Source organism: Cupriavidus sp. CPT47-8839-RL05A (genome assembly GCF_058792255.1).
This window is the reverse complement of sequence record NZ_JBYTEG010000022.1, coordinates 32,118-53,626: the sequence shown is the minus strand read 5'-3', so window position 1 is coordinate 53,626 and position 21,509 is coordinate 32,118. Positions and strand designations below refer to the sequence as shown.

The following is a 21,509-nucleotide window of genomic DNA, read 5'->3' as shown; positions in this document are numbered from 1 at the left end:
CTCATGCGGACAGCCGGGTCTCGGCCAGGCGCTCGGCGCAGGCCAGTGCGGCGCTGGTCATGATGTCGAGGTTGCCGGCATAGGCCGGCAGGTAATGAGCGGCGCCCTCCACTTCCAGGAAGATCGAGGTCTTGAGCCCGCTCATCGGTCCCAGGCCGGGGATATTCAATGGCGCCGACGCGGCGATACGCTCGAACTGCACGCGCTGCTTGAGCCGGTAACCCGGTACGTAGCCCTGCACTGCCTGCGCCATCGCTTCGACGCTCGCCGCAATTTCCGCTTCATCGCCGTCCTCCGACAAGGTGAAGACCGTGTCGCGCATCATCAGCGGCGGTTCCGCCGGGTTGAGCACGATGATGGCCTTGCCGCGCGCGGCACCGCCCACCGAGCACAGCGCCTGGCTGGTGGTCTCGGTGAACTCGTCGATATTGGCGCGCGTGCCCGGCCCGGCCGACCTGCTCGAGATCGACGCCACGATCTCGGCGTAGTGCACTCTGGCCACGCGCGACACCGCCGCCACCATGGGGATGGTGGCCTGGCCGCCGCAGGTGACCATATTGATGTTGGGGGCGTCCAGGTGCTGGTCCAGGTTGACCACGGGCACCACGTACGGGCCGATCGACGCCGGCGTCAGGTCGATCACGCGCACGCCGTGCTGCTGCAGCACGCGGTTGTGGTGCGCATGGGCACCGGCCGAGGTGGCATCGAAGGCGATGTGGATATCGCCGAAGCCCGGCATGCCGACCAGCCCGTCGATGCCCGCGGCCGTGGTCGGCACGCCCAGGCGCGCGGCGCGGGCCAGCCCGTCCGACGCGGCATCGATACCCACCATGGCGCCCATCTCCAGGCTCCGGCCGTGGCGCATCACCTTGATCATCAGGTCGGTGCCGATATTGCCGGACCCGATGATGGCCACCTTGTGGCGGCAGCTTGTTTTCATGTCCATGTCGTTGTCCTTTTCGCGTGGGTGTCAGCGGCCCAGTTCCATGGCGGTCTTGCCGCCGATGCCGAACTGCGCCTTCGGCACCTCGGTGATCATCACGCGCACGGTTTCCACCGGCGCGCCCACCGCTTCGACCGCGGCATCGGTGAGCGCGCGGATCAGGCGCGCCTTCTGTTCGTCGGTACGGCCTTCGATCAGGAAGACCTGCATGATTGGCATGGTGTGTCTCCTTGCTACGCGGTTCAGGTGAAGCGCATCGATACCGTGCCCAGGTGCTGGTAGCGAACAGTGATGTTGTCGCCGGCCGCCACCGCGATGGCCTCGGTCACGCCGCCGGTCATGATGAAAGTGCCCGCCGGCAGCTCGCGCCCGCGCGCCCCCAGCATGTTGGCCAGCATGGCGACGCTGTTGGCCGGATGCCCGAGCACCGCCGCGCCGGCGGCGGTGGCCACCACCTCGCCGTTCTTCTCCAGCACCACGCCCAGGTTCTTCAGGTCCAGCCCCTCGGCGCCGCGGTGCGTGCCGCCCACGACGAAGCGCGCCGACGAGGTGTTGTCGGCAATCACGCTCTTCAGGTCGAAGCGGAAGTTCTCGTAGCGCGAGTCGATCACCTCCACCGCCGGCACCACGAAGTCCGTCGCGGCCAGCACGTCGCCGATATGGCAGCCTGGCCCCTTGAGCGGCGCCTTCAGCACGAAGGCGATCTCCGCTTCCACCTTGGGGTGGATCAGCGTGCCGGTATCGATGGCCGCGCCGTCCATGCAGGCGCCATAGTCGGTGAGGAAGCCGTACACCGGGTCGCTCACGCCCATCTGGCGCATCTTGGCGAACGAAGTCAGGCCCATCTTGAGCCCGGCGATACGGGTGCCGCGCGCCTCCTTGCGCGCGCGGATGGCGTCCTGGATGGCGTAGGCATCGTCCCAGTCCATGTCCGGGTATTCGTCGGTGATCTTGCGCACCGCCTCGCGCTGCAGCTCGGCGTTCTCCAGGTGCTCGGCGAGCCGGGCAATGGTGTCTTGTGTCAGGTTCATGGCTTGTCCTGCGCTGAATTGGAAAAAGGGTCGGGTTCAGACGAAGCGCACGCCGGCCGAGCCGATGCCGCCCAGGCTGATGCGCAGCTGGTCGCCGGCGGTTACGGGCACCATCGCGGCAAGAGAGCCGGACAGGATCACCTCGCCCCGCTTCAGGCCAATGCCCAGCCGGCCAAGGGTATTGGCCAGCCACGCCACCGCATTGACGGGATGCCCGAGCGCGGCCGCGCCGGCGCCGGTGGCGACGATCTCGCCGTTCTTCTCCAGCGTCATGCCGACCGTGCCCAGGTCCACGCTGCGCGGGTCCACCGCGGCATCGCCCAGCACGAACACGCCTGACGATGCGTTGTCAGCCACGGTGTCCTGGATGCGGATCTTCCAGTCGCGGATGCGCGAATCGACGATCTCGAAGCAAGGCAGCACATAGGCGGTGGCGCGCAGCACGTCGGCATTGGTCACGCCCGGCCCCTCCAGGTCTTCCTTCAGCACGAAGGCAATCTCGCCTTCGGCCTTGGGCGCGATCAGGGTGTCGGCGGGAATCGCCGCGCCGTCGGGGTAGACCATGCCGGACAGCAGGTGGCCAAAGTCGGGCTGGCGCACGTCGAGCATGTCCATCACCACGCGGCTGGTCACACCGATCTTCTTGCCGACCACGCGCTCGCCGGCGTCGAGCCGGTGCTGCACCATCGCCAGCTGGATGCGGTAGGCATCGTCGATGCTCAGCTCCGGCCACGATTCGGTCAGCGGCGCCACCGGGCGACGGGAGGCCAGAGCATGGTGCAGGCTGGCGCCGATCTCAAGGATAAGTTCGTTATGCATGACGGAACCTCACAGGCGGACGCAGACGTTGCGCAGCTCGGTGTAGAACTCGAGCGAATGGACACCGCCCTCGCGGCCGATGCCGGACTGCCTGGCGCCGCCAAAGGCGGTGCGCAGGTCGCGCAGGAACCAGGCATTGATCCAGCAGATGCCAACGTCCAGCGCGCTGCCCATGCGGTGCGCGGTGCCGAGGTCGCCGGTCCAGACCGTGGCGGCCAGGCCGTACGGGGTGTCGTTGGCCAGCGCGATGACTTCCTCTTCGGTGTCGAACGGGGCGATATGGCAGCAGGGCCCGAAGATCTCCTCGCGGATTACGGCGGCGCTTTCCGGCAGGCCGGTCCAGATGGTGGGCTGCACCCAGGCGCCTTCGGCCAGCGCCCCCGGCATCTGCGGCACGCCACCGCCGGTGACCACGGTCGCGCCGGCCTCGGCGGCCTTGCGGTAATAGGACAGCACCTTGTCGCGATGCTCGTGCGACACCAGCGGGCCCATGTTCACGCCGGGCTCGCTGGGCCGGCCCAGCTTCAGGCCCTCCGCCTTCGCCTTCAGCGCGGCGACAAAGCGCTCGAAGATCGGCCGCTGCACGTAGACGCGCTCGGTGCCCAGGCACACCTGGCCGCTGTTCTCGAACGCCGAGCGCATGATGCCGGCCACGGCCTTGTCGAAGTCCGCATCGGCGAACACGATGCCCGCGTTCTTGCCGCCCAGCTCGAACGACACCGGCCGCACGCCGTTGGCCGCGGCCTTCATGATGGCCTCGCCGGTGCGGGTCTCGCCGGTGAAGGTGATGCCGTTGACCTGCGGGTGCGCGGTCAGGAACGCGCCGGCCGAATCCGGGCCAAAGCCGTGCACCACGTTGTAGACGCCGGGCGGCACGCCGGCCTCGTTCATCACCTCGCCCAGCAGCGTCGCGGTGGCAGGGGTCTCCTCCGAGGGCTTGACCACCACGGTATTGCCGCAGGCCAGCGCCGGCCCGACCTTCCACGTCATCAGCAGCAGCGGCAGGTTCCACGGGCACACCACGCCGATCACGCCGCGCGGGCTGCGCACCGCGTAGTTGATGGCCTTGCCGCCATCGGGCGTGTCCATGGCAAAGCTCTCGGTCGGCACGTTGCGGATCAGGTCGGCAAAGACCTTGAAGTTGGCCGCGCCGCGCGGGATGTCGATATGGCTGGCCAGCCCGAAGGGCTTGCCTGTATCGGCAATCTCGGCCTGCACGAATTCGTCGAAGCGGCGGTTGATGCCGTCGGCCACCGCGTGCAGCAGCTCGACCCGCTGCGCGACGGTCATGCGGCCCCAGGGGCCGTGCAGCGCACGGCGCGCGGCCTGTACCGCGGCGTCGACCTCGGCCTGGCCGGCCTCGTGCACGTGGCCGATCACGCTGTTGTCGGCGGGGTTCCGGTTCTCGAACGTGCGTGCGGTGCCGACCCACTCACCGTTGATGAAGTTCTTGAAGTCTTTCATGTTGGTTCTCTTGAGTTTCAGCCTCTTCGATTGAGCCAGGGCGGGGACTCAGGTCAGCACATTCAGGAATGCTTCGTTCAGCTTCCTGTCGTGGTAGAAGATCGCGCGCCCGAGTTCGTTGTCGGTCCAGGTGATGGTGGGCTTGTCCGGATAGTGGATATAGCCGCCGGAGAAGACCTCGTTGCGGTTGCCGGAGGGGTCGAAGAAATAGATCGTCGCGCCGCGCGTGATGCCGTGGCGGGTCGGGCCGATATCGAGCGAGACGTCCTTCTTGGAGATGATGTCGGCCGCCTTCAGCACTTCGCTCCAGTTGTCGAGCAGGAACGAGGCGTGGTGGAAGCGGTTCTTCTCCGGGTGGCGGATAAAGGCGATGTCGTGCGCCTTGTTGGAGCAGGTCAGGAAGGCGCCGATCAGCATTTCGCCGTCCGGCCCCGCCACCACCTGCTCGGCCAGCGAGAAGCCCAGCACTTCGCGGAACAGCCTGACCGTGCCGTCGACATCGTCGCCGTACAGCAGGCAGTGGTCGAAGCGGCTGGGCGCCATGCCGCGCAGGTCGTCCGGCCAGGGATCGGGGTTGAGGTCGCCGGTGTTGCAGCCGAGCTTGTCCTTGTCGGCGAACAACTCGATGGCATGGCCGGTCGGGATGGTGAAGCGAAAGCGCACGCCGGTGTGCGGATGCTCGCCGGCGGGGATCCACTGGCAATCGGCGGCCAGGCCGGATTGCTCCACCTCCCGCGCCAGCCGCTCCAGCGTGTGGCCGCTGTCGACGCGGAAGCCCATGTAGTCCATGCCCGGGCTGTCGGCCTCGCGCAGCACCACGCTGTGATGGTCATGCTCGTCCCAGGCCTTCAGGAACACCCGGCCCTGCGCATCGCGCGCGGTTTCGATCAAGCCGAGCACCTCGGTATAGTGTTTCAGCGCCGGCTCCAGCTCCAGCACGCGCAGGGCCACGTGCCCCGGTCGCAATACGCCTGTCAATGCCATGATGGGTCTCCTGGTGTGGTGGTGGCGTTGTGTGGGTGCCACCTTCTTTGCTTGTGCTTCGTTCGCTTGCTACCGGCCCTGCTCGCGCCGCCACTGCTTTTCCAGGCAGCGCTGCAGCAGGGCCACCGGCTGCAGCCGGATATCGCTGTCCGGATAGGTCTTGCAGGCCAGCACCAGTCCGTCGCGCTCCTCCGCTTCGGACAGGCAGGCCCGGCTGACCTTGCCGGCGTGGTAATGCCCGGCCTCGATGCGGACCTTGCACACGCCGCAGCCGCCGCCGCGGCAGCCGGCGGGAATGCCGCGCCGGCCCAGCACTTCCATGGCCCGCAGCAGGTTCTGCTCCGGTGCGCACGGATAACGCAGCCCGCTGCCGGCGATCTCGACGGTATGCATGGCGCGCCTCCCTCAGATCTTGAACAGCGGGCTGCGCGCGCTGTTCTGCGCATCGGCCGCGGACAGGAACTTCTCGGTGTGGATGTCCGCCTCGAACAGCCGCCCCTGCATCAGCGTGCGGATACACGCTTCGATCATCGGCGGCGGCCCGCACAGATAGGCTTTGTGGCCGCGGAAGTCAGCGTTGCCGTCCTCGTTCCCGTTCGCGTAGAGCTGGCGCAGCACATCGTGCACGTAGCCGCGCGCGCCGTTCCAGCCGCTGTCTGCGGGTTCCTCCGACAGCGCCGCCACGTAGCGGAAGTTGGGGTGGGCCTGCGCCAGCGCCTGGAACTCCGCGTCGTAATACAGCTCGCTGCGGTTGCGCGCGCCCTGCACCAGCGTGATCGGCAGGGTTTCGCCGGCGGCCAGCAGGTCCAGGATCATCGCGCGCGGGCTCGACAGGCCGGACCCGCCCGCCAGGAACAGCATCGGCACCTGCGCCGACTTGCGCACGAAGAAGCGGCCATAGGGCGCCGAGAACGATAGTTCGTCGCCGACCGCCAGCTGGTCGTGCAGGTAGCCGGTGGCCTGCCCGTCCGGCACGCGCCGCACGTGCAGCTCGACCAGGTCGTCGCCCGGCGCGTTGGCCAGCGAGAACGCGCGCGGCTGGTCGCAGCCCGGCACGTTCAGGTTGACGTACTGACCGGCCTGGAAGGCCGTGCGTCCGCCATCCTTCACACGCAGCCAGATGCCCAGGATGGTGGGCGTCAGGGCGCGCGTCTCGACAACTTCGGCGCGATAGTCGGCCAGCGGCAGGCCCAGCGCATCGGCGTCTTCCTCGATGTCGGCCTCGATCACCAGGTCCGACTGCGCGGTCGCGCAGCAGGCCAGGCACTGGCCGTTGTCGCGCTCGAAATCCATCAGCGCGAAGCTGGAGGCCTCGCCCTGCTCGACCTCGCCGTCCACCACCTGCACCTTGCAGGTGGCGCACAGCCCGTGGCAGCAGGCATGGGGCAGCCACACGCCGTTGCGCAGGCACGCGTCCAGCACGGTCTGCCCGGGAGCGATGGGGATGGTCTGCCCGATCGGTTCAATCGTCAGCGAATACATCTTGGTCTCCTTCCGGTGGTGCCTTCGCCCGTGTGGGTCAGCTGCGGCTGCCGCCGATGCCGTCCAGCCCCGGCGTGCGGAAGCGGATCACGTCCTTGTGGCCCAGGCCGTTCTCTTCCAGCGAGCGGGCCAGGTCGGGCTGCCAGGGCTGGCCGCCGCGCAGCCACTGCACCTGGCCCCAGTCGATGCGGGCAAAGTCGGGGTGGTAGCCGTAGACGCCGGGCAGCACCTTGTCGACCACGTCGCGCAGCGGCATGGACGGCGGGAACGGGAAGCAATGCGGCGCGCAGAACAGCAGGTGGCCGTCCCAGCCGATATAGAGCAGCCGGTTGCCGTGGAACACGGCCTCGCGGTCGGCCGCCTCGAAGGCGTAGTCGCCGATGGATACGACGGGCATGGTTGTCTCCTTGTCTTGTGATGTGGGCCGCTTCAGGCGGCGTCCGCGGCAGGCCCGATGCCCTTCCACGCGTTCCAGTTGCGCTGGTCCTGCGAGCCCTCGAAGTCCAGGTTGTCAGCGCCCGGGTTCAGCCGGTACCACTTGAGCACGTCCTCCAGCGTGGCGCCGCCGCAGTTGCCCTGGTAGATCTGGTGCACCGGCAGCCAGGCCTGCGCGTACTTGGCGGGTTCGTCGTCGAAGATGTCCTTGCAGCCGTCCGAGCAGAAATGGAACTTCATGCCGTGGTAGCTGCTTTCGCGATAGCAGGTCTGGGTCGGGTCGTCCGGCTCCGAGAACACCATCGGGATCTGGCAGGTCTGGCACAGCATCGGCAGCGTGGCGTTGTAGAAGCGGTCGCCGGCCTCCTGGCGCTCCTGCCAGTGGTCCAGGCGCGGCTTGTAGTAGCGCTCGAAGGTCTGCGGATACTTCTCGGCCAGCCATGCCATCTCGTCGGCCTTGGGCACCCAGGTGTGGAAGCCGGCCGCGCCCGCGTAGTTGTAGAAGGTGGCCCAGGCCTCGTGCGTGATGCGGTCCTTGGTCTGGGTGGCCACTTCGTGGTACTTGGGCATGCGCAGGCCGTAGCGCTCCAGGTCCTTGAACAGCGCCCCGCCCGCCTGCTCGAAGTACATCTCCCAGGCCTCGGCCCACGACATCACGCGCTTGGGCAGCATGTAGTCCATCATCATGCCGACCAGCGTGAGCAGGCGGAAACCGCGCCAGAACCACTTGTCCAGCCACTTCTGCAGGATCGGGATATTGCCGGGATCCTGCTCGCACAGGAACTTGACCACTTCCAAACCAAGCGTCATGTGGCGCGACTCGTCGGACTGCGCGGAGAAGCCGAAGGTCACCGTGGCCATGTCGCCGTTGTAGGCGGCGCCCGACATGAACGGCATGAACAGCAGGTTGGTCAGCACATACTCGAACGAGAACGAGATCGCGGTGATGAACTCGAACGGCCCCGCGCTCATCGCGTCCTCGAAGTAGGACTTGGGCACCGACAGGTACCAGACCCGGTCATGCATGTGGCGCCATTCGCCAAAGCCGTGGAAGTACTTGTTGTAGACCGACAGCGTGTGCAGCTGGGTCTGGGCGTGGCGCAGTTCGTCGACCGACTGCATCTGCGCCGCCACGCGCGCGCCGGCGCCGCGGAAATGCCTGCCCAGGTGCGCGTAGCCGCGGTGGGCGGCGTATTCCAGCGGCGTCACGCCGGTCAGGAACAGCCGCAGCGCGTTCAGGTAGCGCGGATCGGATACGTTCAGGTGGCCGTTGTTCTGCACGAACGAGTCGATGATCGCGTACAGCTTGCGCTCCTTCTCCGACTGGTATTTCCAGTAGGCATCCATGGTCATGCGGAACGGGTCTTCCCATTTGTCCCAGTCGTGGATGCGGATGCCCTCGTACTTGTCGAACGGGAAGACCTTGTCCATCGGCTCGTAGGTCGTTTCCCAGGCCAGGTCCCGCGTCATCGAGGCGTACTTCTCGCGCAGGTTGAGCTTCTTGCGTGCGTCCATGATGTCTCCGTGATGTTCTCTATGCCGCGGCCGGGTCAGGCGTTCCAGCGCAGCGTGAAGGCGTCTTCGTCTTCGTCGATGTTTCCGCACAGCGAGATCAGGTTCAGGTGGATCTCCTGCAGGTCCCAGTCGCGGCCGAGCTTGCCGGCCACCAGTTCGCGCACGATGGTCAGGTGGCCGGGGGCGTCGATCTTGACCATGGCGGGGAACTGCGACACCAGCGCATGCGGGTTGGCTTCAGTGATGGCGTCGATGATGGGTCGGGTGTCGTCGTTGTTCTGCAGGGCGATGTAGACGTTGGCAGCGGTGGCTGACATGGCGTGTCTCCGTGGGGTTCGTTGTGGGCGGATCAGGCAGCCAGGCCGAGCTTGCCCAGGCGGACTTCGAACTGCTCGCGGCACAGCGCCACCATCTGCGCGCCGTCTTCGCCGGTGAGCGCATCGGCCACCGGCACCAGCGCCTGCGCCACCTCGGCGCAGGCGGCGCGCGCCCAGCCGGACAGCAGCACGCGGTTGGCATCGGACTCGGCCGCTGCGGCCTGGATCACGGCATCGACCCAGCGTGCGTGCTCGTCGCGCCAGTCGTTCATGAATTCGGTCAGCACCGCCAGCCCGGTGCCGCAGGCGCGCGCGATCACCGCGTCGGCATGCTGGTAGACCAGCGGGTAGAGCAGCCCGTCGAGCACCAGGTTCTGGGCGACGAAGGTCTCGAACCAGTCCCCGGTGACAAAGGTGTGCTCGACAAAGCGGCGCAGCGGCTGCCACGCGGCGCTCTCCAACCAGGCCACCCTGGCACGCTCCAGCGCCACGCCGGTATTGCCGTCCAGCAGCATGCCGATGCGCGACAGGTATTGGGCGATACCCAGGCGGTCCATCGCGCAATAGGTGCAGGCCTGCGTGATGGCCGTGCCCCAGCCATAGTCGGCGCAGTAGAAGTTGTTCATGTTGGCGCCCCACTCCACATGGCGCAGCGGCAGCAGGCCGGTGGCCAGGCGTTCCTGCCATTCGGCCGGCAGCGCCTGCAGCAGCCCGCGCTTCTCGACGAAGGCAAAGCTCTTTTCGGTGGCATCCTGCTGGCGCCCGCGCGCGGTCACGTAGGCGCCGTAGTAGAACTGGCGCGGGTCCTTCAGCGCGTACCAGTCCTGCATCACGATCGCCGTGCGGCGCTTGTCATACAGCTCGAAGCCGGGGTCCCAGGTGGGGCGGTAGTGGAAGTTCACCTCCGACTGCACGTCGTAGGTCGCCTCCTGGTAGCGCGACGCCGGCTTGTCGCCGAAGCGGCGCGCGACATGGCCGTAGGTCTGGCGCAGCGGCTGGATCTGCTGGGTCTTGATATCGACTTGCATCGCTTGGTCTCCTGTATCCCTTCTCTCTTTGTGATGCGGTGGCTGCGGCGTCAGTCGTCGGCTTGCGGCTGCGGCGCGGCTTCCAGCGGGGGCAGGAAGCGCACGCGGTTGACGCAGCAGAAGGCTTCGAACATCGGCTCCGGCATGATCAGTTCGACGTTGAGCTCCGGGTCGGCCACGCTGAAGGCGAACTGCACAAACCCTTCGGGGGTGCGGCCCTCGACCCGCACATAGCGCGGCGTGGCTTCGAACAGGGGAACCGACGGGGTGTTCATGGCGCGCTCCTTTGGCTGGACGCAGGCCTTACTGCGAAGACCGTGCCAGCGAGCGCGAAGCGTTGTCGGACAAGGGTTGCGGGGAATTGGCGATGACGAGCGTGCGCGTTAACCCGGAAAGGTCCGCGCGAAACCTGTCGATGAATTGATGAAGCTGTCCGCAAGCCTTGATCAAATCATCAAAAGCCGCGCCGGGCGGGCGTTTGCGGGCAGCGAGCCAATGCGGATGGGATTGCCCTGCGGCGCAGCAGCGTGCCTGGGCAAGCTGGGTGAGAAGACTTGATCTGGCAGGGAAAAATCGCTGGCGCGGTGCAGCATCGGGCAACTTCGGGCCGATGCGCGGCCGGGCGGGGCTGCATCAAATGATCAAGGGGGGAAATGCGAGGAGCCGGGAGAAGCGGAGGAGATGGGTGGCGCAGGGGATCGTGTGGACGCGCTTGATCTACGCGGGTGTGCTCCCTCAGCATTTGAAGCTTGAAAGCGGCCTCAGTTACCGTTGCCGTGCCCGTTGCCCCCACGCGTGCCGCGCATCTTCCACCGATACGCCAGCTGCGGCCGCGTAATGCCCAGCAACCGCGCCGCCTGGCTCATATTGCCGTCGGCCCGCTGCATGGCCGCCTCCATCAGCACGGTCTCGACGTCGCCCAGCGCCAGCTGCTGCTCTGACATCTGGTCCAGCAGCGCATGGACCGCGGCTTCGCGCAGGTCTGGCAAGGTGCCGCCCGCGCCCAGCCGCGGCGCGGTATCCACCACCGGTGCCACGGTGCCCGGCAGGAACAGGTGGTCGGCGGTGATCTGGCCGCCCTGGCTGGCCAGGATCACGCCGCGCTCGATCACGTTCTCCAGTTCGCGCACGTTGCCGGGCCAGTCATAGTGGCGCAGCTCGGCCAGCGCGCGGTCGGTGATGCCGACGATGCGCTTGCCGTGGCGCGCGCCGTAGCGGGCCACGAAGCGCTCGGCCAGCGGCCGGATATCGTCCAGGCGCTCGCGCAGCGGCGGGATCGTGACCGGGTAGACATTGAGGCGGTAGTACAGGTCCTTGCGGAAAGTGCCCTGCTTCACGGCTTCGGCCAGGTCGACATTGGTGGCGGCCACCAGCCGCACGTCCACCTTGCGCGTGCCGGTGCCGCCCACGCGCTCGACCTCGCCCTCCTGCAGCACGCGCAGCAGCTTGGACTGGGCCGAGGCCGAGAGTTCGCCCAGTTCGTCCAGGAACAGGGTGCCGCCATGTGCACGCTCGAAGCGCCCGGGGCGCGACTGGCTGGCGCCGGTGAAGGCGCCCTTTTCCACGCCGAACAGCTCGGACTCGATCAGCTCATCGGGAATTGCCGCGCAGTTCACGGCAATGAAGGGCTTGTCGGCGCGCCCGCTCACGCTGTGCAGCGCCTGCGCGAACCGCTCCTTGCCCACGCCGGTCTCGCCCAGCAGCAGCACCGTCACGTTGCTGGCCGCGGCGCGTTGCAGCAGGCTCCAGGCGGCGCGAAAGCCTGGCGAGGTGCCGACCAGGTCGGCCGGCGTGGCCGGGGTGCCCTGCAGCGCGCGCAGGTGCTCGACCTCGCTCTGCAAGGCGATGATGGTTTCGATCACGGGATCGGGCTGGTACAGCGCCAGCGCCTGCGCGCCGTCTTCCCAGGCTTCCACCGGCTTGCCGATGATGCGGCAGTGCGCGTGCCCGCAGGCGATGCACTCGACCTCGCGATACAGGATGGTGCGCCCCATCAGCGCCGAGGTGTAGCCGGTGGCGTAGCCGATCTGCATCCAGCAGGCAGGCTCGTCGACGATGCCGAACAGCTGGCGGTGGACGTCGCCCTCGAAGGAGTCTTCCCACAGGAATTCGCCATCGTAGATGCCGGCGGCGATGTCGATGTCGACCTTGACCGGCGTGACCCGCACCACCCCCTCGATGGTATGCAGGCAGGGCCCGATCTCCAGCTGGCCGAAGTCGCTGTGGCCGGCGCGCAGCTTGCGCGCGACCTCCGCATCGCGCATGCCCGAATGGAAGCCCATGCGCATGAACAGGCCGCGCGCCCGCTCCATGCCCAGGGTGTCCACCAGTTCCTTGCGCAGCGCGCCCAGGGCGGCGGTATGGATCAGGATCATGCGCTGCTCGTCCAGCCAGATCGCACCCTCCTCCATGGCGAAGCGCAGGCGGCGGGCAAGATCGGCCAGGCCATCGCGCATGGTGGCCGAGAACTTGTCGGTTGAACTGCTCATTGTCTCCCCTCAGTGCCGGCGGGTGATCCGCTCGAGTGTGCCTTTCGGCTGGCAGCTTATGCACATTATGTGCCAAGGGAAACGGGGGTGGGCAATGACATTGCCCGGGGACTACCCCAACCGGCCGCGCTGGGCCGGGCCGCTCAATCCGCCCGGATACCCCGCTGGCGGATCAGCACACCCCACTTATCGGTTTCCTTCGCCAGGTGCTCGCGCAGCACCGCCGGTGAACTGCCGATCGGCTCGGCGCCGATCAGCGCCAGCCGCTTCTGCACGGCCGGCTTCCCCAAAGCCTCGAGCATGGCGCGGTTGAGCGCGTCGATGACCGGCTGCGGCGTCTTCGCCGGCACGAAGGCGGCAAACCACGGCGACAGCTCATAGCCCGGCAGGCCGGCCTCCGCCACCGTCGGCACGTTGGGCAGCGCGCTGGAACGCTTGCTGGTGGTGACCGCGATCGCCGTCAGCTTGCCCGATTCGATATGCGGCCTGGCCGAGGTGATGCTGTCGAACATGTAGTCGACCTGGCCGCCCAGCAGATCCGTCATGGCCGGGCCGCTGCCCTTGTAGGGGATATGCAGCATGTCGACGCCGGCCATCGAGGTGAACAGCTCGCCCGCCAGGTGGATCGAGGTGCCGTTGCCGGCGGAGGCATAGGTGTACTTGCCCGGCGCCGCCTTGGCGTGCGCCACCACATCCTTGACGGTGCTTTCCTGGCGCCGCGCCTTGCTGGCCACCAGCACGTTGGGCACCACCGCCAGCAGCGACACCGGCGCGAAGTCCTTGACCGGGTCGTAGCTCAGCCGGCCGTACAGCGCCGGGTTCACGGCCATGCCGTTGGCGACGATGATCAGCGTGTAGCCGTCGGCGGGCGCGCGCGCCACCAGTTCGGCGCCGATATTGCCGCCGGCGCCCGGCCGGTTCTCGACCACGATGGCCTGGCCCAGCGTGCGCGACATGTCTTCGCCCAGCGTGCGGGCGATGTTGTCCATGGCACCGCCCGCGGGGAACGGCACGATCCAGCGGATCGGATGGTCGGGATAGGCCGCGTGCGCGGCCGGCGCTGCGAACGACAGGCCGGCAGCCAGTGCCAGCGCCCCTGCGCGGCTGGTGCTTGCCAGCCGCTGGAATAACGTCTTCATTGGTCTCCTCACTTGATGCGTGCAGGCACCGGTGTGCCATGCGGGGGGCGCGGCCTGCCAGTTCAGCCGCGCCGGTAGTGCGCCAGCTTGTCTTCGTCCAGCGCCAGCCCCAGGCCGGGGCCTTCAGGCAGGTGCAGGCTGAAGTCGCGGTACTCGGGGCGCTGCTGCACGATATCGTCCTTGAGCAGCAGCGGTCCGAACAGCTCAGTGCCCCAGGCCAGATGCGGCAGCGTGCAGAAGCCATGCGCCGCGGCGATGGTGCCGACGCTGCCCTCCAGCATGGTGCCGCCGTACAGCGCGATGCCGGCGGCGTCGCCCACCGCGGCGGTGCGCAGCATGCCGAAGATGCCGCCGGCCTTGGCGATCTTCAGCGCGAACACGTCGGCGCCGCCGATGCGCGCCAGCTCCATCGCGTCTTCCGGGCCGCACACCGCTTCATCGGCCATGATCGGCACCACGAAGCGCGCTGCCAGACGCGCCAGCGCCATGCGCTGCTCACGCGGAGTCGGCTGCTCGATCAGGTCGATGCCGGCGGCTTCCAGCATGGCGATGCCGGTGGCGGCGTCGGCCTCGTTCCAGGCCTGGTTGACGTCGACGGTGACGCGCGCCCGCTCGCCCAGCGCGCGCTTGATCGCGGCCACGTGGGCCACGTCGTCGCGCACGCTGCGCCGGCCGATCTTCAGCTTGAAGGTATGGTGGCGGCGCTCGGCCAGCAGTTGCTCGGCCTCCGCGATGTCGCGGGCGGTGTCGCCGCTGGCAAGCGTCCACAGCACCGGCAGGGTCGAGCGCACCGCGCCCCCCAGCAGCGTGGCCAGCGGCACGCCCAGGCGCTTGCCCTGCGCATCCAGCAAGGCGGTCTCCAGCGCTGACTTGGCGAAGCGGTTGCCGCGCGCGACCTTGCCCAGGCGCGCCATCGCGCCATGCACGTTGGTGGCATCCTGGCCGGCCAGCGCAGGGGCCAGGTAGGTGTCGATGGTCAGCTTGATGCCTTCCGGGCTTTCGTCGCCATAGGACAGGCCGCCGATGGTGGTGGCCTCGCCGATGCCCTCCACGCCGTCGCTGCAGCGCAGCCGCACGATCACCAGGGTCTGCTGCTGCATGGTGGCCATGGCCAGCTGGTGTGCCCGGATGGTGGGCAGGTCCACCAGGATGGCCTCCACCGAAGTGATAGTCGTGGTCATACCTTGTCGATGCAAATGGATATTGGGGCCAAGTATGCGGCTTGACTTTGCCTGCGTCCAAGACCGATGATGTCTCGATCGATACCTTGCAGGTATGGAAACAGGACAGCAATGGAACTCCGGCACCTGCGTTATTTCCAGGTCGTGGCCCAGGAACTGAACGTCACCCGCGCCGCCGAGCGGCTGCATATGGCACAGCCGCCGCTGTCGCGCCAGATCCGCCAGCTGGAAGATGAAGTGGGCGTGGCGCTGTTCGACCGCGTCGGCCGCGGGCTGCGCCTGACCGAAGCGGGCCGCTTCCTGCTGGAGCAGACCACGCAGCTGACGCAGCGGCTGGAAGAGACCATCGAAGGCACGCGCCGCATCGGGCGGCAGGACAAGCGCTGGTTCGGCATCGGCTTCGTGCCGTCAGTGCTGTATGGCGTGCTGCCGGAACTGATCCGCGAGCTGCGCGAATCAGACCGGCACGACCAGCAGGTAGAGGTGGGACTGGCCGAGATGATCACCGTCGAGCAGATCGAGGCGCTCAAGGCCGGCCGCATCGACCTGGGCTTTGGGCGCATCGCGCTGAACGACCCCGCCATCCGCCAGCAGGTGGTGATGGCCGAACCCCTGGTGGCCGCGCTGCCGGCACGCCTGCCCGCGCCGCGCCGCAAGGCGCTGACGCCACAGGCGCTGGCGGCGCAGCCGTTCATCCTTTACCCGGCCCGGCCGCGGCCCAGCTATGCCGACCACCTGCTGTCGCTGTTCCGCGCGCAGGGCCTGCAGTTGCGTGTGGCGCAGGAGGCCAACGAGCTGCAGACCGCGCTGGGGCTGGTGGCGGCCGGCATCGGCATCACCCTGGTGCCGGCATCGATCCAGCGCCTGCATCGCGACGACGTGCGCTACTGCCCGATCGACGCGCCGGGCTTCGTCTCGCCGGTGATCATGAGCTATCGCGAAGGCGACACGTCACCGTTCCTGGCGCGGGCGGTGGAATGGGTGATGCGGCAGGCGCAGTAGGCCTACATCAGGTGCCGGTGAACTGCGGCTTGCGCTTTTCCTTCCAGGCCAGCGCGCCTTCGCGGATGTCCTGCGACTGCGTGGCCCGGCTGATGTCGGCGGCCAGCGCCTCGGCATCCAGCGCGCCGCGCCCGATCGCGTTCAGGTGCCGCTTCATGCCTTGCACCGCCAGCGGCGCCAGCCCGGCCACGGTGTCGCTGAGCTGGTCGGCGCGCTCGCGCAGGCGCTCCGCCGGCAGCAGCTCGGTCAGGAAACCGCGGCGGAACATCTCGTCGGCGTCGATGCGCTCGGCGGTCAGGAACAGGTGCTTGGCGTGGTTCAGGCCCAGCCGGCTGATATAGCGCTCCATGCCGCGCTGGTAGAAATGCAGCCCCAGCCGCGCCGCGGGCATGAACATGTCCGCCGCGGCGGTGCCGAGCCGGAAATCGCACGCCAGCGCCAGGTCCGTGCCGCCGCCGTAGACGCCGCCGTGGATCTCGGCAATGGTCACCGCACGGCAGTCTTCCACCGCGTTGACCAGGGTCTCGAAGCCGGCGCCGCGCTGCCCGGCCGCGAGCCTGCCGATATCGAAGCCGCTGCAGAAGTACTTGCCGGCGCCGCGCAGGCGCAGCACGCGCACGTCGCTGTCGTTCACGGCATCGACATGCCGTTGCAGCTCGGCCAGGTCATCCGGCCCGAGGCGGTTGGCCACCGCCGGGCGGCGCAGCGTGATCGTGGCGACATGACCGGCAATGTCGAGCGAAGGAAGGGAACCATCAGTGTGCATCGGGAAAACTCCAGGTAGGGATCATTGGGCACCGGCCTGCGGGGCGCGACGGCGATTCATCTTGTGCTCGCCGGGGTTCAGGGAATCAGCACGGCCGAGCCCGTGGTGGCCCGGCCCTCCAGGTCGCGGTGCGCGTCGCGCACGGCGGCCAGCGGGTAACGGTGGTTGACCTCCAGGCGCAGCTGCCCGGCAGCGACCGCGGCGAACAGTGTGGCCGCGGCATTGGCCAGCGCCTGCGGGCTCGCAATGTAGGTGCGCAGCGTCGGCCGCGACACGATCAGCGAGCGCGCGTGCAGCAGCTGCAGGTCGAAGGCCTCCACGTCGCCCGACGCGGTGCCGTAGTTGATCGCCATGCCGCACGGCCGCAGGCATTGCAGCGACGGCACGAACACGTTCTTGCCGACGGCGTCGTAGACCACCGCCACGCCCTCGCCGCCGGTCAGCGCCTGCACTTCGGCCACGAAGTCCGCCTCGCGGTAATTGATGACATGGTGGCAGCCATGTGCCAGCGCCACCGCGCGCTTGGCCTCGCTGCCCACGGTGCCGATCACGGTCGCGCCGAGTGCGCGCGCCCACTGCGACAGCAGCACGCCCATGCCCCCGGCCGCGGCGTGCACCAGCACGGCGTCGCCCGGCTGCACTGCGTAGAGCCGGCGCAGCAGGTACTCGGCAGTCAGCCCGCGCAGCAGCGTGGCGCCGGCCACCTCTTCCGGGATTGCGTGCGGCAAAGGCACGACCCGGCCCGCTGGCACGTTGCGCGTCACCTGGTAGGCGCCGGGATGCATGCAGGCGACGCGCTGGCCGACCTCGAACCCTTCTACATGAGGACCAACCGCGGTCACCTCGCCGGCGCCAACCGAGCCCAGCGTGACCGGGAACGGCGCCGCGGTGTGCGGGCCATGCGCGCCCTTGCGCTGGTAGATGTCCGCGAAATTCAGGCCGATGGCCGACTGGCGCAGCTGCAGTTCGCCAGGACCGGGCGGCGGTACGGGGACCTGGCAGGACTCGAGCACCTCAGGTCCGCCCACCCTGTTAATACAGACGGCATCTGTCAGCATACAAATCCTCAAATTCGGGCGTCGGTCGGACACAGGGGTGATTGGACCCGGCCGCCTGGCCGCCGATCGCTCTATTCCATATGACTCGAATGGCATTTCCATGGGATCCAGGTGACGCAAATCCGCATGAATGCCCTCGCAGCCTACGCCTTCCCGCAGCGCTCCGCATCGTGGAAACTCCGTATACGTATTTTTATGATTGTTATTTGTATACTCTCACAATCCATCGCCAAGGAACTGCCATGACGTCTTTGCCTCCCGGCACTGAAGCCGCCGGGCCTCACGCCCCGCCTGCGGACCTGCCGCTGTCCGGCATCACCGTGCTGGACCTGTCCATCGCCCGCGCCGGCCCGGCGGCGGTGCGCCTGCTGTCGGACTGGGGCGCCGACGTGATCCGCGTGGAGCCGCCCCCGCCGCAGGACCGCGGTTCCGTCACCGGGCGGCGGCGCGGCTCGGACGAGCAGAACCTGCATCGCAACAAGCGCAGCCTGTGCCTGGACCTGAAGACGCCGCAGGGCGCCGAGGTGCTGGCGCGCCTGGTGCGCCGGTCGGACGTGGTGGTGGAGAACTTCCGCTCGGTGGTCAAGGAACGGCTGGGGCTGAGCTATGAGCGCCTGAGCGCGATCAATCCGCGCGTGATCCTGGCCAGCATCTCGGGCTTCGGCCAGGACGGGCCCTATTGCGAGCGCCCGGGACTGGACCAGATCGTGCAGGGCATGTCGGGGCTGAGTTCGGTCACCGGCGAGCCCGGCAAAGGCCCGCTGCGCGTGGGCATTGCCATCTCCGACACCACCGCGGGCATGTTCCTGGGCCAGGGCATCCTGCTGGCGCTGCTGCACCGCGCGCGCACCGGCCGCGGCCAATGGGTCCATACCTCGCTGATCGAGGGCATGCTCAACAAGCTGGACTTCCAGGCCACGCGCTACACCGTCGACGGCGAAGTGCCGAGCCAGCAGGGCAATGCGCACCCGACGCTGGTGCCGATGGGCACCTACCGCTGCCGCGACGGCGTGGTCAATATCGCCGCCAGCACTGACCGCATGTGGGCCAACTTCTGCCGCACCGTCGAGGCCGTCTGGCTGCTGGAAGACCCCGCGTTCCAGACCGCCGCGGGCCGTGCCGCCGACCGCCACCGGCTGGACCAGGCCATCAACCAGTGCACCGCTGCTTTCACCGCGGCCGAACTGACTTCGCGCCTGAATGCCGCCGGCGTGCCGTGCGGGCCGGTGTTCGATATCGGCCAGGCCTTCGAGGATGCGCAGGTGCGCCACCTGCGCATGACCCGGCCCGCCGAGCACCCGGCGCTGGGGCCACTGGAACTGCTGCGTTCGCCGATCAACCTGTCGGCCGCGCCGCACCCCGAGCGCTTTGCCCGCGCCGCACCCGATCCCGGCGAGCACACCGACGAGATCCTGCGCGGGCTTGGCTATGACGAAGCCGGCGTCGCGGCCCTGCGCGAAGCCAAGGTGGCGTCCTGAGCGCCAGCGGCCAGGACACGCGATAGCGACAACGAGAACACAAAAGGAGACAGCAATGAAACACACCCTCGGGCGCGCCGCGATCGGCACCGCTCTTGCCACCCTGGCTGCGTTGCCCGGCATGGCCGCTGCGCAGGACTACCCGACCCGGCCGATCCGGCTGCTGGTGGGCTACACGCCGGCGGGCGCGGCCGACTATGTCGCGCGCGTGTTCGGCGAGGCCTTGTCGAAGGAGCTTGGCCAGACCGTGCTGGTGGACAACAAGCCCGGCGCCGGCAGCACGCTGGCTTCCGCGGCACTGGCGCAGGCGGCCCCCGACGGCTACACCCTGGGCCTGGCCACGGCCACGCTGTATGGCATCGACCAGCAGCTCTACAAGGCCCGCTACAAGGCGACCGACTTCACCCCGGTGACGCGGCTGACCGTGTCGCCGCTGATCCTGGCCGTCAACAAGAACCTGAACGTCAACGACGTCAAGACCCTGGTGGCCAAGGCGCGCGCGCAGCCGGGCAAGTTCAACTACTCGTCGTCCGGCATCGGCGGCTCGCCGCATATCGCCGGGCTGCAGTTCGAGAAGGCCACCGGAGTCAAGATGACGCACGTGCCCTACAAGGGCGGCGCACCGTCGCTGCAGGCCGTTGCCGCGGGCGAGGTGGAGTTGTCGTTTGGCACGGCGGCGTCGGTGTTGCCGATGGGCACGCAGGGTGTGGTGAAAATGATCGGCGTGACCACGCCCAAGCCATCGGCGGTGGCGCCAGGCCTGCCGGCGCTGGCGGAGATGGGGCTGCCGGGCTTTGATTTCACCTTCTGGTTCGGGCTGTACGGGCCGGCCGGGCTGCCCGACGGCATCCGCGACAAGCTCTTTGCCGCCACCGCCAAGGTGATGGCTGATCCGCAGCTGCGCGCGAAGCTCGCTTCCAATGGCAGCGAGGTCTCCACCTCGGCGTCGCCAGCGGAGTTCGGCAAATGGGCCGCGGCTGACGGCAAGTCGGCCGTGACGCGGATCGAGCAGGCCGGCGTCAAGCTGGACTGAGCCTGCCTGCCCCCGCGGTCATTGACTAGCGCCGGCCGCGCTTGCCGCCGGCCTCGTCGCCGGGCATGGAAGCGATCATGTCCGCGTAGACGTCGCCCCCGGTGGCGATATGCCGGACCATCGCGGCCGCGGCATCATCCTCGTTGCCGCGCACGATGGCGCTCATCACCGCCTCATGCTCGGCCAGCGAGGCCAGGATGCGGGCGGGCTTCTCGAAGCGCAGGTCGCGCATGCCGCGCATGCGCGCGCGCATGGTGCGGATCTGCCGCGACAGGATGTCATTGCAGCAGGCCGCGTAGATGACGTCATGGAAGGCATCGTTGGCTTCGCGGTAGCGGTCGGAATCGGCACGCTCCGCGGCCGCGCGGCAGTCTTCGAACGCGGCCTGCATCGCCGTGCGCTGAGCCGCCGAGATACGGCGCGCCGCCAGCCGCGCCGCCAGCGCCTCCAACTGCACCAGGATCTCGTTCATCGCCGCGTACTCGCGCAGGGTGATCGACGATACGATCGCGCCCTGGCGCGGGACCAGGTCCACCAGGCCGGCCGACTCAAGCTGGATCAGGGCCTCACGCACCGGCGTGCGGGACACGCCGAAGCGCGCCAGCAGTTGCTGCTCTTCCAGCTGGGTGCCGCTGGGAAGCTTTCCAGAAAGAATCTCCTGCTCGATCGCGGCGCGGATGGTTTCGGACAGGCTCTTCTTTTCTTCAGACATGGACTGCGGCGGCGTGCGGAGGACGGGGATGGCGTGATTCTACCCTGCCCTGCGTATTCATTGATGCCTGTTGTGTGCACACGATGTGGCCTCACGGCACGCCAGCTTGACTAAGAGTGGGCGGGGCCAGCCAGCAATGGCAACTCTGCCAGTGCGACACTTTTGGTTACAAAACCAAATCGCCAAATGTGTTTGATGTCAAACATCTGACATTTGACCAATCAACAATCGCCCGCTGTCGCGACAAGCCAAGGCCAACCGCACCCGAACCGGCCAGTTCCCCGCACTTGTCGTCCGCGCTGCGGAAGTCCATGCGCCTGCATCTGATGTCGGCGCATGGGCTCGGCAATCGTTATCCCCCTCAACGACTACAAGGCAATGCACCAAATGAGACCCTCATTGCTGTTGCGTCCCACCCGCCCATGGCTGGCGGCCGGCACCATCACCCTCGCACTGATGCTTGCCGCCTGCGGCGGCGGCGACTCGCCGGGCGCGAGCGGCGGCACCCTGCAGCCCACCGCCGCCAACGGCAACCAACCGGAAAACGCCGGCAAACCTGACCAGCCCGGCGCCTGCTCCACGCGTTGCGCCCCGTGAAGCGGGCCCCTTTTTCGATCCAGCGACAGACCGACC

At 68.0% G+C, this 21,509-nt stretch carries 23 protein-coding genes; 4 read left to right on the top strand and 19 right to left on the bottom strand.

Annotation, left to right across the window (positions count from 1 at the left end; translation table 11 throughout):
- Nucleotide 1: 1 nt before the first annotated feature.
- The 16 genes from AC3WVS_RS24440 to AC3WVS_RS24365 form a co-directional block, all read right to left on the bottom strand.
- Nucleotides 2-946 (bottom strand): acetaldehyde dehydrogenase (acetylating), encoded by a 945-nt coding sequence (locus tag AC3WVS_RS24440; protein WP_492320676.1) that lies wholly within the window; start codon nucleotides 944-946, stop codon nucleotides 2-4.
- Nucleotides 947-970: 24 nt separating this feature from the next.
- On the bottom strand, nucleotides 971-1,189 hold the full coding sequence (thmT, locus tag AC3WVS_RS24435; RefSeq protein WP_492320728.1) for a 2-hydroxymuconate tautomerase: 219 nt from the start codon (nucleotides 1,187-1,189) through the stop codon (nucleotides 971-973).
- Nucleotides 1,186-1,974 carry a 2-oxo-3-hexenedioate decarboxylase gene (gene dmpH, locus AC3WVS_RS24430; protein ID WP_035816275.1) on the bottom strand — a complete coding sequence of 263 codons (789 nt, stop codon included), beginning with the start codon at nucleotides 1,972-1,974 and terminating at the stop codon, nucleotides 1,186-1,188. Before dmpH ends, thmT begins: the two co-directional genes overlap by 4 nt.
- A gap of 36 nt (nucleotides 1,975-2,010) precedes the next feature.
- Nucleotides 2,011-2,793, bottom strand: coding sequence for a 2-oxopent-4-enoate hydratase (gene dmpE, locus AC3WVS_RS24425; protein ID WP_492320675.1), 783 nt, complete (start codon nucleotides 2,791-2,793; stop codon nucleotides 2,011-2,013).
- A gap of 9 nt (nucleotides 2,794-2,802) precedes the next feature.
- Nucleotides 2,803-4,257, bottom strand: a complete 1,455-nt coding sequence (locus AC3WVS_RS24420) for a 2-hydroxymuconic semialdehyde dehydrogenase (protein WP_492320674.1) — start codon at nucleotides 4,255-4,257, stop codon at nucleotides 2,803-2,805.
- A 48-nt stretch (nucleotides 4,258-4,305) separates the two neighbouring features.
- Nucleotides 4,306-5,241, bottom strand: coding sequence for a catechol 2,3-dioxygenase (locus AC3WVS_RS24415; protein ID WP_492320673.1), 936 nt, complete (start codon nucleotides 5,239-5,241; stop codon nucleotides 4,306-4,308).
- A 69-nt stretch (nucleotides 5,242-5,310) separates the two neighbouring features.
- The gene (locus AC3WVS_RS24410) at nucleotides 5,311-5,634 is read right to left on the bottom strand and encodes a 2Fe-2S iron-sulfur cluster binding domain-containing protein (RefSeq protein WP_492320672.1); all 324 of its coding nucleotides are present in this window, start codon (nucleotides 5,632-5,634) and stop codon (nucleotides 5,311-5,313) included.
- Nucleotides 5,635-5,646: 12 nt separating this feature from the next.
- Nucleotides 5,647-6,723 carry an NADH:ubiquinone reductase (Na(+)-transporting) subunit F gene (locus AC3WVS_RS24405; RefSeq protein ID WP_492320671.1) on the bottom strand — a complete coding sequence of 359 codons (1,077 nt, stop codon included), beginning with the start codon at nucleotides 6,721-6,723 and terminating at the stop codon, nucleotides 5,647-5,649.
- A gap of 37 nt (nucleotides 6,724-6,760) precedes the next feature.
- On the bottom strand, nucleotides 6,761-7,120 hold the full coding sequence (locus AC3WVS_RS24400; RefSeq protein ID WP_492320670.1) for a phenol hydroxylase subunit P4: 360 nt from the start codon (nucleotides 7,118-7,120) through the stop codon (nucleotides 6,761-6,763).
- Nucleotides 7,121-7,152: 32 nt separating this feature from the next.
- Nucleotides 7,153-8,673: an aromatic/alkene/methane monooxygenase hydroxylase/oxygenase subunit alpha gene (locus tag AC3WVS_RS24395; protein WP_492320669.1), complete on the bottom strand. Its 1,521-nt coding sequence runs from the start codon at nucleotides 8,671-8,673 to the stop codon at nucleotides 7,153-7,155.
- Nucleotides 8,674-8,708: 35 nt separating this feature from the next.
- Nucleotides 8,709-8,990: an MmoB/DmpM family protein gene (locus tag AC3WVS_RS24390; RefSeq protein WP_492320668.1), complete on the bottom strand. Its 282-nt coding sequence runs from the start codon at nucleotides 8,988-8,990 to the stop codon at nucleotides 8,709-8,711.
- Nucleotides 8,991-9,022: 32 nt separating this feature from the next.
- Nucleotides 9,023-10,018 (bottom strand): aromatic/alkene monooxygenase hydroxylase subunit beta, encoded by a 996-nt coding sequence (locus tag AC3WVS_RS24385; RefSeq protein WP_492320667.1) that lies wholly within the window; start codon nucleotides 10,016-10,018, stop codon nucleotides 9,023-9,025.
- A gap of 50 nt (nucleotides 10,019-10,068) precedes the next feature.
- The gene (locus tag AC3WVS_RS24380; protein WP_013952185.1) at nucleotides 10,069-10,293 is read right to left on the bottom strand and encodes a phenol hydroxylase subunit; all 225 of its coding nucleotides are present in this window, start codon (nucleotides 10,291-10,293) and stop codon (nucleotides 10,069-10,071) included.
- A 486-nt stretch (nucleotides 10,294-10,779) separates the two neighbouring features.
- The gene (poxR, locus tag AC3WVS_RS24375) at nucleotides 10,780-12,507 is read right to left on the bottom strand and encodes a phenol degradation transcriptional regulator PoxR (protein WP_492320666.1); all 1,728 of its coding nucleotides are present in this window, start codon (nucleotides 12,505-12,507) and stop codon (nucleotides 10,780-10,782) included.
- A gap of 143 nt (nucleotides 12,508-12,650) precedes the next feature.
- Complete coding sequence (locus AC3WVS_RS24370; protein WP_492320665.1) at nucleotides 12,651-13,646, bottom strand: tripartite tricarboxylate transporter substrate binding protein; 996 nt, start codon at nucleotides 13,644-13,646, stop codon at nucleotides 12,651-12,653.
- A 62-nt stretch (nucleotides 13,647-13,708) separates the two neighbouring features.
- Nucleotides 13,709-14,827, bottom strand: a complete 1,119-nt coding sequence (locus tag AC3WVS_RS24365; protein WP_492320664.1) for a muconate/chloromuconate family cycloisomerase — start codon at nucleotides 14,825-14,827, stop codon at nucleotides 13,709-13,711.
- Between the two features lie 111 nt (nucleotides 14,828-14,938).
- Between AC3WVS_RS24365 and AC3WVS_RS24360 the strand changes: the two genes are divergently transcribed.
- On the top strand, nucleotides 14,939-15,829 hold the full coding sequence (locus AC3WVS_RS24360; RefSeq protein ID WP_492320663.1) for a LysR family transcriptional regulator: 891 nt from the start codon (nucleotides 14,939-14,941) through the stop codon (nucleotides 15,827-15,829).
- 7 nt (nucleotides 15,830-15,836) lie between these two features.
- On the opposite strand, the gene AC3WVS_RS24355 is transcribed toward AC3WVS_RS24360, so the two are convergent.
- Both AC3WVS_RS24355 and AC3WVS_RS24350 read right to left on the bottom strand, forming a co-directional pair.
- Entirely contained in the window at nucleotides 15,837-16,595 is a 759-nt protein-coding gene (locus tag AC3WVS_RS24355) for an enoyl-CoA hydratase/isomerase family protein (RefSeq protein ID WP_492320662.1), read from the bottom strand.
- 77 nt (nucleotides 16,596-16,672) lie between these two features.
- Nucleotides 16,673-17,653, bottom strand: a complete 981-nt coding sequence (locus AC3WVS_RS24350) for a quinone oxidoreductase family protein (protein ID WP_492320661.1) — start codon at nucleotides 17,651-17,653, stop codon at nucleotides 16,673-16,675.
- Between the two features lie 242 nt (nucleotides 17,654-17,895).
- On the opposite strand from AC3WVS_RS24350, the gene AC3WVS_RS24345 reads away from it, so the two are divergent.
- Complete coding sequence (locus tag AC3WVS_RS24345; protein WP_492320660.1) at nucleotides 17,896-19,131, top strand: CaiB/BaiF CoA transferase family protein; 1,236 nt, start codon at nucleotides 17,896-17,898, stop codon at nucleotides 19,129-19,131.
- A gap of 55 nt (nucleotides 19,132-19,186) precedes the next feature.
- Entirely contained in the window at nucleotides 19,187-20,164 is a 978-nt protein-coding gene (locus AC3WVS_RS24340; protein WP_492320659.1) for a Bug family tripartite tricarboxylate transporter substrate binding protein, read from the top strand.
- 25 nt (nucleotides 20,165-20,189) lie between these two features.
- Here the strand turns inward: AC3WVS_RS24340 and AC3WVS_RS24335 are convergent, their stop codons facing one another.
- The gene (locus AC3WVS_RS24335; protein ID WP_492320658.1) at nucleotides 20,190-20,876 is read right to left on the bottom strand and encodes a GntR family transcriptional regulator; all 687 of its coding nucleotides are present in this window, start codon (nucleotides 20,874-20,876) and stop codon (nucleotides 20,190-20,192) included.
- A 387-nt stretch (nucleotides 20,877-21,263) separates the two neighbouring features.
- Here AC3WVS_RS24335 and AC3WVS_RS24330 point away from each other — a divergent pair, with 387 nt between their 5' ends.
- Nucleotides 21,264-21,473 (top strand): hypothetical protein, encoded by a 210-nt coding sequence (locus AC3WVS_RS24330; protein WP_492320657.1) that lies wholly within the window; start codon nucleotides 21,264-21,266, stop codon nucleotides 21,471-21,473.
- Nucleotides 21,474-21,509 lie beyond the last annotated feature (36 nt).